General features: G+C 60.5%; 12 protein-coding genes. 10 read left to right on the forward strand and 2 right to left on the reverse strand.

The window, feature by feature from the left end:
* The first annotated feature begins 292 nt into the window (after window positions 1-292).
* From GDJ93_RS04350 to GDJ93_RS04360, 3 genes are all read left to right on the forward strand, one after another.
* Window positions 293-1,117, forward strand: a complete 825-nt coding sequence (locus tag GDJ93_RS04350; RefSeq protein WP_152067882.1) for a PfkB family carbohydrate kinase — start codon at window positions 293-295, stop codon at window positions 1,115-1,117.
* On the forward strand, window positions 1,110-1,439 hold the full coding sequence (locus GDJ93_RS04355) for a TIGR04076 family protein (RefSeq protein ID WP_226812458.1): 330 nt from the start codon (window positions 1,110-1,112) through the stop codon (window positions 1,437-1,439). The genes GDJ93_RS04350 and GDJ93_RS04355 overlap by 8 nt, the downstream gene beginning before the upstream one ends.
* Window positions 1,440-1,622: 183 nt before the next feature.
* On the forward strand, window positions 1,623-2,984 hold the full coding sequence (locus tag GDJ93_RS04360; RefSeq protein WP_152067883.1) for an ATP-binding protein: 1,362 nt from the start codon (window positions 1,623-1,625) through the stop codon (window positions 2,982-2,984).
* 186 nt (window positions 2,985-3,170) lie between these two features.
* On the opposite strand, the gene GDJ93_RS04365 is transcribed toward GDJ93_RS04360, so the two are convergent.
* Together GDJ93_RS04365 and GDJ93_RS04370 are read right to left on the reverse strand one after the other, a co-directional pair.
* The gene (locus GDJ93_RS04365; protein ID WP_035138777.1) at window positions 3,171-3,617 is read right to left on the reverse strand and encodes a low molecular weight protein-tyrosine-phosphatase; all 447 of its coding nucleotides are present in this window, start codon (window positions 3,615-3,617) and stop codon (window positions 3,171-3,173) included.
* 45 nt (window positions 3,618-3,662) lie between these two features.
* Window positions 3,663-4,913, reverse strand: coding sequence for an MFS transporter (locus GDJ93_RS04370; protein ID WP_226812459.1), 1,251 nt, complete (start codon window positions 4,911-4,913; stop codon window positions 3,663-3,665).
* A 251-nt stretch (window positions 4,914-5,164) separates the two neighbouring features.
* Here GDJ93_RS04370 and GDJ93_RS04375 point away from each other — a divergent pair, with 251 nt between their 5' ends.
* The 7 genes from GDJ93_RS04375 (at window position 5,165) to prfA (ending at window position 12,995) form a co-directional block, all read left to right on the forward strand.
* A complete protein-coding gene (locus tag GDJ93_RS04375; RefSeq protein ID WP_152067884.1) occupies window positions 5,165-6,031 on the forward strand; it encodes a hypothetical protein in 867 nt (288 codons plus the stop codon).
* Window positions 6,032-6,110: 79 nt separating this feature from the next.
* Window positions 6,111-7,004 carry an aldose 1-epimerase family protein gene (locus GDJ93_RS04380; RefSeq protein WP_152067885.1) on the forward strand — a complete coding sequence of 298 codons (894 nt, stop codon included), beginning with the start codon at window positions 6,111-6,113 and terminating at the stop codon, window positions 7,002-7,004.
* A 293-nt stretch (window positions 7,005-7,297) separates the two neighbouring features.
* On the forward strand, window positions 7,298-8,224 hold the full coding sequence (locus GDJ93_RS04385; RefSeq protein ID WP_152067886.1) for a transporter substrate-binding domain-containing protein: 927 nt from the start codon (window positions 7,298-7,300) through the stop codon (window positions 8,222-8,224).
* 9 nt (window positions 8,225-8,233) lie between these two features.
* Entirely contained in the window at window positions 8,234-9,382 is a 1,149-nt protein-coding gene (locus tag GDJ93_RS04390) for an amino acid ABC transporter permease (RefSeq protein WP_152067887.1), read from the forward strand.
* 22 nt (window positions 9,383-9,404) lie between these two features.
* Complete coding sequence (locus GDJ93_RS04395) at window positions 9,405-10,190, forward strand: amino acid ABC transporter ATP-binding protein (RefSeq protein ID WP_118099385.1); 786 nt, start codon at window positions 9,405-9,407, stop codon at window positions 10,188-10,190.
* A gap of 72 nt (window positions 10,191-10,262) precedes the next feature.
* Complete coding sequence (locus GDJ93_RS04400) at window positions 10,263-11,678, forward strand: M20/M25/M40 family metallo-hydrolase (protein ID WP_152067888.1); 1,416 nt, start codon at window positions 10,263-10,265, stop codon at window positions 11,676-11,678.
* Window positions 11,679-11,927: 249 nt separating this feature from the next.
* A complete protein-coding gene (gene prfA, locus GDJ93_RS04405) occupies window positions 11,928-12,995 on the forward strand; it encodes a peptide chain release factor 1 (protein ID WP_035138783.1) in 1,068 nt (355 codons plus the stop codon).
* Window positions 12,996-13,075: the final 80 nt, after the last annotated feature.

Consider the following 13,075-nt stretch of genomic DNA (forward strand, 5'->3'; position numbering starts at 1 on the left):
GGGCCCTCTCGGGGGCAGGGACGTTCGGCCGTGCGCGGGCGCCCGGTCGGCGGCCCGTTCTGGGCGCGCCTCAATCGTAGCCCGAGACGGTCCCGGGCTGACAATTTCGACTGTAATGGACGTTCTTGTTTGACTAGTCATTTAAGAACGTCCCCAATGACTACCTCGTTTTCGTAACCTCTCCGCAACAATTCGACCTCCACGGCAGCAGCGCCCGCCTGCCGTGCTCCCTGCGCTACACTTAATCGCACTATGGCGCTGCCGCGCCGTGCCCGAACCAAGGGAGACCCTCATGAAGAATACTCAGTTGCTGCTGATTAACGATATGTGCGGCTACGGCAAGGTCGCGCTTTCTGCAATGCTGCCGGTGCTGTCGCACATGGGCTACCGTATCCATAACCTGCCGACGGCGCTGGTGTCCGATACGCTCAACTATCCCAAGTTCTACATCCATGACACCACCGAGTACGTGCGCCAGAGCCTCGCCATTTGGGAGGAGCTCGGCTTTGAGTTCGACGCCATCTCCACCGGCTTTATCGTGACCGAGGAAGAGACGCGCATCATTTCGGATTTCTGCCACCGTCGCGCGCAAAAGGGCACCAAGGTGTTCGTCGACCCCATCATGGGCGACAACGGCAAGCTCTATGCCGGCGTGCCCGAGTCCACGATCGGTCTCATGCGCAGCCTGCTCGAGTGCGCCGACTATGCGGTGCCAAACTACACCGAGGCCTGCCTGCTCACCGATACGCCCATTGCCGAGCAAATCACGCCCGATGAGGGCCGCGGTCTTGTGGATGCCGTGCGTGTCCTGGGCGCCAAGTCGGTGGTCATTACGAGCGCTGTGGTCGACGGTGCGAATGTCGTCATCGGTTACGACCATGTGGCGGGGGAGTACTTCACGATTCCCTTCGAGCTGATTCCGGTCTACTTTCCGGGCACGGGCGACACGTTCTCGGCGGTGCTTGTCGGCCGCGTTATGGCCGGTTGGAGCCTGCAGCGCGCGACGAGCGATGCCATGCGTGTGGTAGCGGAGCTCATCGAGCGCAATGCCGACCAGGAGGATAAGTCCGCCGGCCTTCCCATCGAGGCCTGCCTGGATGTGATTGACCATGAGTAACGCCGACGAGAGCAGCACCGAGGCGGCGGGCGAGAACAAGCCGCTCGGTGCCCCGCGCGGCAGGCGCCCACGTATTCGCATTAGCTGCGTGGACCAGCTGGGCACATGCCGCTGCCATCACGGGCACAAGCCGGGCGACGTTTTTGACTTCGACCGAGATCGCGGCAAGATGTGCGCCATGGCCTGCCATGTGGGCTTTCCCTATATCGATATCCTGCGCTATGGCGGAACCGTGCCTGGCAACGAGCCCGGTACGGCAAAGTTCTGCTGCCCCGAGGTCGATACGCTGAACGTCTGGCTTGCCGAGATCGTCGACGAGTAGTCGAGCGCAATGTGACAAAGGGACAGTCCCTTTGTCACATTCGCCGGGGCTGCCCCTTCTTTCTGCTTATAATCCTAAATCTCTGCATTTCATCCGATTTTAGGTTCTAAAAATCCTACATTTCATCGATAATCAAGCGCATAGAACTTTGCATTTCATTTGATGACACTGAGGGGAGAGCCTATGCTGCGTAGGAAAATAGCGGCAGAGCTGGAGCGTTGGCTGAAGTCTACCGAGCAAAAGGCCTTATTCATCACGGGTTCTCGCCAGATCGGCAAAAGCTATTCGATTCGCGCATTTGGCAAAGCCAGCCATGCAACCTGCATTGAGCTCAACCTCATGGAAAATCGCCAGGCAAAAGATGCTCTTCTCGAGGCGCGGGATGCCGATGATTTCATCAGCAGGGTGACGCTTCTTTCGGGAAAGTCGATTGCACCAGGCAAAACGCTCGTGTTTATCGATGAGGTCCAAGAGGCCCCCGACATCATGACGATGGCAAAGTTCCTTGTTGAGGATGGGCGCTGCCACTGGGCGTTTTCGGGGTCAATGCTCGGGACCCAGTTCAAGGGCGTCAGGTCCTATCCCGTGGGGTATGTCCACGAGCTTAGGATGTTCCCGCTCGATTTTGAGGAGTTTTGCTGGGCAATCGGGGTGAGCGAAGGGGCTCGCCAAACGATACGCGACGCGTGCATCAACGAGAAGCCCATTCCTGGTTACATTCATGACGCGATGATGGCAAACTTCAGGACCTATACCGTTGTCGGCGGAATGCCAGAGGTCGTGCAGCGTTTCCTTGACACGCAGGGTGACCTTGCCTCTGTTCGTCAGCTACAGTCCGAGCTCAACGAACAGTACCGTCGGGATATTTCCAAGTATGCAAGCGGGCGTGCCCTTCAGGTGCAGAGCATCTACGATCAGCTCCCTATTATGCTCGAGGGCGAAAACAAGCGCTTCGTGCTCAATTCCATTGACCCCAAGGCTCACTACGAGAAGTATCAGCGAGATTTTGTATGGCTTGTCGATGCCGGCGTTGCTCTCAAAGCCGATATCGTAACCGAGCCAAAATCGCCCCTGCTCAAGACGGCACGGCCATCGCAGTTCAAGCTATATCAATCGGATACGGGCATGTTGATGGCGCGCTACCCCGTTGGAGTCGCCCAAGCGGCGTATCTTGATAGCAAGGAGCCCAATCTGGGCGGCATTTACGAAAACGTGGTGGCCCAGCAGCTGGCTGCCCAAAATCGCCAGCTTTACTACTATCAGACAAAAAAGCGCGGTGAAGTGGACTTTGTGGTCGACGGACCGGATGGGACGGCTGTTCCGATCGAGGTTAAATCGGGCTCCTATTACCACGCGCACGCTGCGCTCGGTCATGTGCTTGATACGGCTGAATATGGCGTAAGGCTCGGGATTGTTTTCTCGAGAGGCAACGTTGAGCGCAACGGAGCGGTTCTCTATTTGCCGCTATATGCGACCTGGGCCCTTTCGGATGTTTTGGGCGACTCCTGCGCCGAGGGGATAAAGCTGGAGGTCAAGCCGGTCTAGGGCCGGTCCCGGATGTGGCAAAGGGACAGTCCCTTTGTCACATTCATGAGTGTGGATTTTCTCCCACCGAGATAACGAGCGTGGATTTTCTCCCGTTTAGAGCGCACTCGAACGCTCAAAGTGGGAGAAAATCCACGCTCGTTTTATGCCGATGGCGTGGCCCGTGTGCCCGCGCCGCCCGAGCGCCTACAGCTGCTCGAGCATGGCGGTGCAACCGGCGAGTACATCGCGGTAGGTGGCGTCGAAATTGCCGGTGTACCAGGGGTCGGCCACGTCGCCGGGGCGATCGGTCCAATCGAGCAGGCGCGAGATCTTGCCATCGGGGTCCTTCCCAAAAATTCGGTACAGGGCGCGGGCGTTCTCGTCGTCCATATAGACAATGTGGTCCCAGTCGCCATACTCCGCGCGACGCACCTGACGTGCGCGATGTGCGACGACGGGAATCCCGACCTCGCGTAGCTTGGCAACGGTACCGTGGTGTGGCGGGTTGCCGATCTCCTCGGTCGAGGTCGCCGCGGAATCGATGGCAAACTCCGCCTCGCGCCCAGCGCGGCGCACGAGCTCGGTAAACACCGACTCGGCCATCGTCGAGCGGCAGATGTTTCCATAGCAGATGAACAGTACACGTTGCATATGCGGTTTCCTTTCGATCGCCATCATCGAGCTCGAGTATCGCATCTACGCCTGCGCCATCGTCCTCTTGCGTTCCCAGCGAGCCAACTTAATCGTCACCAGCGTGAGCGCCCAGGCCACAAGCGAGAACACGGCACCGACCGCGCCTACATATGCAATGCCAACTCCGCTTACCACGGCGCCGCCCACTGCGGTGCCAAACGAGATGCCGACGTTAAACGCCATGGGCTCAACCGAACTTGCGAGTACCATCGACTTGGGGTGGCGGCTGCGTGCCACATCCATAAAGTGCGTGATGCACGATACCGAGAACAGGTACATGAGCAACGCCAAGCTAAAGACAAAGACCAACGCGAGCGGCATGGTGCCGCCCACGGCAAACAGCCCGAGTAACGCCGCAGCCTGCAGCACAAACGTCACGAGTAGCGCCTTCATGCCAAAGCGCGCATCGATCCATCCGCCCAGGATGTTCGAGATCAGGCAGAATACGCCGTAGGCCATAAGCGTGGTACTGGCTTCGACCGTGCCCATACCCAGCACCTGCTCAAGATAAGGCGTCACGTAGCCGTAGAACACATAGACCGAGCCCACGCCAAACAAAAAGATGAGCATGCCGGTGATGATGCTCGGCTCGCGCAGCAGCCCCGCCTGCTCGCGAAAGGTGGCAGGCTCGTCGGTTTGCCCAGCGCGCGGCATAAACGCCACGAGCGCCCCGCAGATCAGAACGGCAAAGGCCAGCGTGCCGTACATGGCCACGTGCCAATCGAGCGTGTCGGCCACAAACTTGCCGATCGAAGTGACAAAGACCATTGCCACGGAAAACGCACCATATACTACCGAGATGGCAAGCGAAGTTTGCTGCGGGGACAGCAGCTCGGGGATATACGTCACACCCACGGCGAGCAGTGCGCCCGAGACGGAGCCCAAGATGATGCGCGAGATAAACAGCACCTGGAAGTTGGGCGCCAACGCCATGACCAGGTTGCCGAGCACAAAGACGATGCTGTAGCACACGAGCAGCTGGTAGCGGCGAAAACGTCCCGTGCTGAGCGCAAGCACCGGCGTGGCGATGGCGTAGATCAGTGCGAACACGCTAATAAGTTGGCCTGCGGTGGCAAGCGATACGCCGAGTTCCGTTGCCAAGTCGCTTTCGATGCCGATGACCACGAACTCGGAGCAGCCGAGCGAGAATCCCAACAGCACGAGCAGCGCCAGGCAGAGCTTGGTGCGCGCAGGGGAGAGCGCGGCGGCGGTTGACTTACTTTTAGGCGTGGTTGCGGCGGTCAAGGTTGTCACTCCAATGTCGCATGAATAAGCGAGATTCAATCCCTGCAACTCTAGCAGAATGTGACAAAGGGACAGTCTCTTTGTCACATTGCGCTGCCGGCCGGTCGCCCAAACCGTCACAACATTCGGCGAAAATCTCGAAATCGAGGAAAAGCGTCGAATGTTGTGACGGTTTTCCTGTCTGTGCCGGCGAGCTCCAGTGCCGTCTGGGGGTATAAGGCTAGCAAGTGTTTATTTGCGAGGCCTAAGGGGCGCCCCGTATGGATATCGATAACTTTGAATGGTGGTATAGCGAGGGCGAGGCTCCGGACGAGGGGTGGGACGAGCCCGCGTCGCGTGACGTGTCGAGCGACGAGGACGAGACCGGCAACGATGCCGTCGAGACGGATGCTGCTTCCGACTCCGCCGAACCCCTAACCTTTGAACAGGCCTGGGCTCAGGCCGAGGCCGACGAGGCTAAGGCCGACGCTACGGCCACGCTCGGCGAGCCAGCCGACATGTCCATCTCGCCGGCCAAGACCCCGCAGCCGCGCCATAACATCGATCCCGGCAGTACGGCATCTTTCAGCATTCTCGACGTGCCCGCGCAGGGTGCCCAGGCGCCCGCCCCCACGCATCGCCCCAACCTAGCTCGTGAGGAAGACGCGGCCCGCCGCTCTCCGCTCGGCCCCATCCTCATCGCCTTCATGGCCGGCGTCATCGCTTGCTCGGCGATCGGAAATGTCTGGAGCCATGTGGAGCAGCAGCGCAAAGATGCCGCCAAGGTCGAGATGTCTGTCGAACAATCGCTCAGCCGCACGCGCTCGGTGCATGTGTCGGTCGAGGTCAAGGACGGTGCGACATGGGACACCGCCCGCGGCGACAGCCAGATGCTCATCCACATCGCGGGCCGCACGCTCAAAGGGCAGGCGATTGACGAGTATCAATATGTCAACTCCGCTGGCGGCGGCATCGAACTCAAGCCCGGCGACTACGAGCTCACGGTCGACGAGCCGCCCGTCGCCACCGATGGCACGCGCTTCCGCGCCTCAAAGCGCATGGTTCCCGTGAGCTTTAACTCGCAGGCGCCCGATACGGTCGACAGCACGCCGCAGGGCGGATTCGACCTTTACGCAATCGCTCAATAACTGCGCCTGCCGCTTCTCCTTGCCGCCAAGAGTGGGACAATAGCCCTCGACACTGTTGTTTACTTTTGGAGGAAGTAGCATGTCCACCGTCACCACCATCAAGCGCGGCGGCCTCACCGCGGCCATCGATTCCATGGGTGCCCAGCTCACGAGCCTTGCCCTTAACGGCAACGAGTATCTGTGGCAGGGCGATCCCGCCTTTTGGGGCAAGCACGCGCCCATCCTGTTCCCCATCGTGGGCTCACTGCGCAACAACACGGCGACGTCTGCGGCCGGCACCTGCGAGATGCCGCGTCACGGCCTCGCGCGCATCGTCGAGCACAAGCTGGTCGAGGTCTCCGAGGACGGCTCGTCCGTCACCTACGAGATCACCGACACGCCTGAGTCGCTCAAGGCTTTCCCCTTCCACTTTAAGCTCAACATGACCTATGCCCTAACCGGCGACGCCACGCTCACGCAGACCTTTGCCGTCACCAACACCGGCGACGTGGACCTGCCGTTCTCGGTGGGCGGTCACCCCGCGTTTAACGTACCCGCCCCCGGTGCCGAGGACGAGACGTTCGAGGACTACGAGCTGGCATTTACCGAGGCTTGGACCAACGAGGCCCCCATCATCACGCCCGATGGCCTCATGACGTTCGAGGGTAGCTACAAGGCTCCCGATAACTCGGACGTGCTGCCCATCACGCACCGCAGCTTCGATAACGATGCCATCATGTTCACCGATACCCCGGGCTCCACGCTCACACTGCGCGGCCGCAAGTCGGGCCACGGCGTCAAGATCGACTTTGAGGGCTTTAAGTACATCGGCGTGTGGTCTGCCGCCAACGACGCTCCGTTTGTGGCGCTCGAGCCCTGGACCGGTCATACCACCATGGACACCGAGGACGATGTCTTTGAGCACAAGGTCAACACCATCACCTTGGCTCCCGGCGCTACCGATAAACGTAGCTTTAGCGTCACCCTGCTCTAGAGGTTCCGCCGTTCTGACGAACGGCGGGCCGGTCGACGCTGCGCGCCACCCAGAGCGACAATTTGTCATTCAAAAGGCAAGGTATGACCAGAAGGTCTATGCCTTGCCTTTTTCATGCCTAGTCGTTGGGGACGTTCTTGTTTGACTAGTCGTTTAAGAACGTCCCCAACGACTACCAATCGTTTTCAGTTCGTAAACTTGCATATATGCATTTATATATGCATTTGCTGGAGGTAGCGCTGAGCGGTATCCTGTTAAGTCGTCAGCATACGATTCAACAGGGAAGGCAGATTATGCATTCTCCCCATCAACGCGACGCGCATCCACAGCCGGTGTGCAGCCGTCGCATCTTTTTGGGTAGCGCTCTCGCTGCGAGCGCTTCTGTCGTCGCCGGCGCACTTGCCGGTTGCCAGCGCCCCTCCACGCTGGAAGTAGTTCAGCCCACGACGGGCGGCGGTCGCGACGACCTGTCCGATTCCGTGATCGGCAAGGACAAGATCCGCATTGGCATGGAGGCGGCCTACGCCCCGTACAACTGGCAGGTCTCCGAAGCCAGCGAGTACACCATCCCCATCGACAACGTGCAGGGCGCCTATGCCGATGGCTACGACGTGCAGATCGCCAAGATCGTCTGCAAGGCCCTCGGCGGCGAGCCCGTTGCCGTCAAGCAGAGCTTCTCGGGTCTTATCGATTCGCTCAACAACGGCCAAATCGACCTCATCATCGCCGGTATGAGCGCCACGCCCGAGCGCGAGGAGTCCGTCGGCTTTTCCGACCCGTACTTTATCGGTTACTTTGGCCTGTTCGTAAAAGAGGGTTCCCCCTACCAGAATGCGACCAAGCTCAGCGACTTTAGCGGTGCCACGGTACTCGGCCAAAAGGACACCATGCTCGATACCGTCATCGACGAGATTCCGGGCGTTGTCCACAAGAACCCGGTCGATTCGGTCCCCACGGTGTTTTCGAACCTGCTGCAGGGCACCTGCGACGCCGTGACCTACAACACTGAGAACGAGAAGGGCTATATGGCCCAAAACCCGGGTATCGTGCCGATTCAATTTGCCGAGGGCGAGGGCTTTAAGCAGGAGGTCACGGCAAACGTCGGCTGCCGCAAGGGCTCGGACAAGCTGCTTAAGCTCATCGACAAGGCACTCAAGGGCATTAGCCAAGAGGAGCGCGACCAAATGTGGGACGCGTGCCTCGATCGTCAGCCGGCATAGGGAGGCAGCATGAAAACCATCAATCGCCTGGCCTCCTTTATCAAGGCCGACCACCGTTATGTATACCTGGGCACGAGCGTTATCGCGGCGCTCGGCCTGGCGTTTAGCCAGCGCAACCCCACGCCGCTGAGCTTCTTGGCCCCCACGGGCGTGTTTCAAGATTGCCTTTGGGCGATCCTGTGGGCGTGGCTCGTCGTGTCGGCGGCGGCGCTGGTCACCAAGCTTATGCACTGGAGCGACTATCGCGAAAAGTCGCCGTTCGCATCCGAGCGTTTCCGTCGTGGAGCATGCCTGGGCAGCTACGTCGTGGTCGCCATCGCGGCGATCTTTTTCGTGGACCGCTGCGTCATGTCGTTTATCGACCTGGTGCAGGTGAGCATTGTCTCGGATTCCAACCCCAGCGACTTTTTGTCGAGCCTGGTCTACATGACCTACAAGAGCGGGGACTTCTTCATTCGCGGTATCGAGATCACCATCGCGCTTGCGACCTTCGGCACCGTCATCGCATTCTTCCTGGCGCTGCTCTTTGTGTTCTTGCGAATTCAGACCTTCGATCGCGTGGACAACGACCTGGTGCGCTTCTTTAAGAGTATCGGCCGCGGCTTTGCGACCATCTACTCCACCATCGTGCGCGGCACGCCCATGATGGTCCAGGGCCTGCTCATCTATTACGCGGGCTTCACCGTTTTGCGTGGCATGGGCTTCGAGACCGCCCAGGCCAACCAGATTTGGAGTACCTTCACCGCCGGCCTTGTCACCATCTCGCTCAACTCCACCGCCTACATGATGGAGGTCCTGCGCGGCGGCATCGAATCCATCGATCCCGGCCAGGCCGAGGCAGCGCGCTCGCTGGGCCTGTCGCAGTGGCAGGCTATGCGCAAGGTCGTGTTCCCCCAGGGCATTAAAAACGCTATTCCGGCACTCACCAACGAGCTCATCATCAACATCAAGGATTCGTCGGTGCTCTCGGTCATCGGCGTGTTCGACCTTATGTACGCTACTACCACGGTCGCCGGCGTGTACTACCGCCAGATGGAGGTCTACTGCGTGGCGCTCGTGGTCTACCTAATCCTGACGCTCGTGGCGAGCCGCCTGCTCGAAGCCTTTGGCAAAAAACTCGGTGCCGAGGCTCCGGCCACGCTGCCCAGCTCCAACTAGGCTCAAGACGAGGAGAATCATCATGGCAGATACCGCTACTACCGGCGTTGCGGCCGCCGCACAGACCAATGAGCCGCTCATCCGCGTCGAGGGCCTGCGCAAGAGCTTCGGCTCGCTCGAGGTGCTCAAGGGCATCGACCTGTCCGTTAACCCCGGCGAGGTCGTCACTATTATTGGCGCCTCAGGCTCGGGCAAATCGACCTTTCTGCGCTGCCTCAACCTGCTCGAGACCCCGGACGCGGGCCACATCTGGTTCCACGGCCAGGACCTCACGGCCGAGCGCTGCAACATCAACAAGCTGCGCGAGGACATCGGCATGGTGTTCCAGGGCTTTAACCTGTTCAACAACATGGACGTGCTCGACAACTGCACGCTCGCGCCCGTCACGCTCAAAAAGATGAGCAAGGCCGAGGCCGAGAAGGTCGCGATGGAGCATCTGACGAGCGTGGGGCTCGAGAAGTTCGCGCACGCCGCCGTGGGTCGCCTGTCCGGCGGCCAAAAGCAGCGCGTTGCCATCGCTCGTGCCCTATGCATGAATCCACAGATCATGCTGTTCGACGAGCCGACTTCCGCACTCGACCCCGAGATCGTGGGAGAGGTGCTTGAGGTCATGCGCAAGCTCGCTGCCGACGGCATGACCATGGTGGTCGTCACACACGAGATGGCCTTTGCCCGCACGGTGTCCGACCGCGTGGTCTTTATGGACAAGGGCGTAGTGCTCGAGGATGCCGCGCCGGCCGAGCTCTTCGGCAACCCCAAACACCAACGTACCCGCGAGTTCCTCTCGCGTTATCTCGAGGACAAGTAGCCGACCGCAAACGCTTATGTGGCAGGGCCGCTCCGGTGGGGCGGCCCTTGTCGTCACAATCGAAAGGATGTCATGGCCGAGGTTTGGCGCTTTTTTGCGCATGAGGATGATTTTGCCGATATAGACGAGGCTGGTGCGTGCGAGCGCCTGGGCCGCGTGCTGTCGTTTCCGACCATCTCGAGTATGGATGCCGAGGCGGTGGACTGGCAGCCGTTCGACGACCTGCGCGCGTATATGCAGCAGGCTTGGCCGCACGTATTTACGGCGGGTAAGGTCGAGCTTATCGACCATTCGCTATTGGTGACGCTTAGCGGTTCCGACCCTGCCCTCAGGCCCATTATGCTCATGGGCCACATGGACGTGGTTCCCGTGGTACCCGGCACCGAGGCTGACTGGACGCATGCCCCTTTTAGCGGACATGTGGACGACACCTACATTTGGGGTCGCGGCGCCATCGATATGAAAGACCAGGTCGCAGGCATTCTCGAGGCGGTTGAGTATGCGCTCGCACACGGCTGGGAGCACAAGCGTACCCTGCTGCTCGCCTTTGGCCAGGACGAGGAGACTACGCAGTACGGCGCGGGGGCGATCGGTCGTGTGCTCGAGGAGCGTGGCATTGAGCTTGAGTACCTGATCGACGAGGGCGACTACCGTATTGTTTCGGCTGCCGAGTATGGCGCGGGCGAGGGCTGGCTTATGCATGCCGACCTCGCGGAGAAGGGCTACGCCGATATCGTACTCAAGACGAAGAGTGAGGGCGGGCATTCGTCCAACCCCTACGGCGGCACATCGCTCGAGGTGCTCAGCCGTGCCATCACCGCAATCTGCGATATCGAGTGGCCGACGCGCGTGACCGACTTGCTTGCCGCCCAGCTCGTCGAGTTGGGGCTCTACACGGCCGACGAGATTGCCTCCAACAAGGACACCATCGTGCGCGAGTGCCTCGCCAGCAAGAAGCTCTACCCGCTCGTGACGACCACCTGCGCGCCCACGCAGATCGAGGGCGGCAGCACCGGCGCCAACGTAATGCCGCAGGATATGTGGGCTAATATCAACTTCCGCATGCTCGAGGGCACGAGCGTGGCCGACGTTGTGGCGCGCTGCCGCGAGGTCGTTGCCGCGGCGGGCCTCGCCGGGCGCGTGGAGGTCGAACTCGGCCCCGGCAGCTCCGAGCCTTCGCCGTCTCCGCGTGTCGGTGGACCGGGGCTCGAGACCGTTCGCGCCATTGCCGCCCGCTACTTCCGCGACCCAAAGGGGGCGGAGGAAAACGGATCATTCGAGCCAGTGGCAATTGTGCCCTCGACCGTGATCGGTGCGACCGACGCTGCCAACTACCAGCACATTTGCCCTGAGTGCATTCGCTTCTCGGCCTTTGTGGTAGACGATGACGAGTGCGAGCGCGGTGTCCACGGCACCAACGAGCGCATCACCCGCCGCGCCTACCTCCAGGGCATCCGCTTCCTCATCGCCCTGCTCCACACGCTCTAGCCAAAAAGCAAGCCCTTGGTGCAATGGGGTCAGGTTTGTTTGCACCAATCAATCCGTGCGGGTTATATGCAGGTTTGCCTGCGCACGCTATCATGTATGGGTTAGACCGCAACTATGTACCCCATACGCGAAGGGATGCGCATGTATCTGAAGATCGACATGTTCTAGCCGGGCTTACCCCCGCAGCGGCGCCGCGCGCCCCATCAACTCTGCCGATTTTCACCTTCACGCATATAAAGGAGTCCCGCCATGCGCGACAAGCTCGAAAAGATCATCAAGGCCTACGAGGAGCTCGAGAAGAAGCTCTCCGACCCGGCCGTCGCCTCCGATATTAAGGAGTTCACGCGTCTCAACAAGGAGTACGCGCACCAGTCCGACCTCATCGCCGCCTCGCGCGAGTACATCGGCGCGCTCGATGACATCGAGGCCGCCAAGGAAATGCTCCACGATACCACCGATGCCGATGAGAAAGAGATGCTCCAGATGGACATCTCCGAAAACGAGGCCAAGCTCCCCCAGCTCGAGGAAGACATTAAGTACATGCTCATCCCGAGCGACCCCAACGACGACAAGAACACCATCGTCGAGATTCGCTCTGCCGCCGGTGGCGACGAGGCGGCCATCTTCGCCGGCGACCTGTACAAGATGTATCAGCGCTTTTGCGAGTCGCGCGGCTGGAAGACTACCGTGCTCGACTCCAGCCCCAGCGAGGCCGGTGGCTTTAAGTCCATTGAGTTCAAGGTCGAGGGCGACCGCGTCTACTCCGTCATGAAGTACGAGTCCGGCGTGCACCGCGTCCAGCGCGTCCCCAAGACCGAGTCCCAGGGCCGCATTCAGACCTCCACGGCTACCGTCGCCGTGCTTCCCGAGGCCGAGGAGATCGACGTCCAGATCAACCAGTCCGACCTGCGCATCGACACCTACTGCGCCTCCGGCCCTGGCGGTCAGTGCGTTAACACCACCTACTCCGCCGTGCGCATTACCCACCTGCCCACCAACACCGTGGTGCAGTCGCAGGAGCAGCGCTCCCAGATCCAGAACCGCGAGGTCTGCATGCAGATGCTGCGTGCCCGTCTGTACGAGATGGAGCTCGAGAAGCAGCAGGCCGAGCTCGGTGCCGAGCGCCAGAGCCAGATCGGCCATGGCAACCGTTCCGAGAAGATCCGTACCTACAACCAGCCCCAGGACCGCGTGACCGATCACCGCATCGGCTTCAACTCCACCTACAACGGCGTCCTTCTGGGCGATCAGCTCGGCACCGTGATCGAGGCACTCGCCGCCGCCGAGCGAGCCGAGAAGCTGGCGCAGGCTGTGTAGTGGGTTACGCGGTTTTGCCAAACCGCGTAACGGCTCGACGCTGCGCGCCGCCCAGAGCGACAATTTGTCATTCAAAAGGC

This window comes from Collinsella aerofaciens (assembly GCF_902501475.1).
Classification (GTDB): Bacteria; Actinomycetota; Coriobacteriia; order Coriobacteriales; family Coriobacteriaceae; genus Collinsella; species Collinsella aerofaciens_AL.

What these genes read in the sequence shown, in the direction of transcription:
- GDJ93_RS04400 (WP_152067888.1), top strand. Translation starts at nt 10,263, where the DNA reads ATGGCCGAGGTTTGGCGCTTTTTTGCGCATGAGGATGATTTTGCCGAT.
- prfA (WP_035138783.1), top strand. Translation starts at nt 11,928, where the DNA reads ATGCGCGACAAGCTCGAAAAGATCATCAAGGCCTACGAGGAGCTCGAG.
- GDJ93_RS04365 (WP_035138777.1), bottom strand. Translation starts at nt 3,617, where the DNA reads ATGCAACGTGTACTGTTCATCTGCTATGGAAACATCTGCCGCTCGACG.
- GDJ93_RS04385 (WP_152067886.1), top strand. Translation starts at nt 7,298, where the DNA reads ATGCATTCTCCCCATCAACGCGACGCGCATCCACAGCCGGTGTGCAGC.
- GDJ93_RS04375 (WP_152067884.1), top strand. Translation starts at nt 5,165, where the DNA reads ATGGATATCGATAACTTTGAATGGTGGTATAGCGAGGGCGAGGCTCCG.
- GDJ93_RS04350 (WP_152067882.1), top strand. Translation starts at nt 293, where the DNA reads ATGAAGAATACTCAGTTGCTGCTGATTAACGATATGTGCGGCTACGGC.
- GDJ93_RS04395 (WP_118099385.1), top strand. Translation starts at nt 9,405, where the DNA reads ATGGCAGATACCGCTACTACCGGCGTTGCGGCCGCCGCACAGACCAAT.
- GDJ93_RS04380 (WP_152067885.1), top strand. Translation starts at nt 6,111, where the DNA reads ATGTCCACCGTCACCACCATCAAGCGCGGCGGCCTCACCGCGGCCATC.
- GDJ93_RS04390 (WP_152067887.1), top strand. Translation starts at nt 8,234, where the DNA reads ATGAAAACCATCAATCGCCTGGCCTCCTTTATCAAGGCCGACCACCGT.
- GDJ93_RS04360 (WP_152067883.1), top strand. Translation starts at nt 1,623, where the DNA reads ATGCTGCGTAGGAAAATAGCGGCAGAGCTGGAGCGTTGGCTGAAGTCT.
- GDJ93_RS04355 (WP_226812458.1), top strand. Translation starts at nt 1,110, where the DNA reads ATGAGTAACGCCGACGAGAGCAGCACCGAGGCGGCGGGCGAGAACAAG.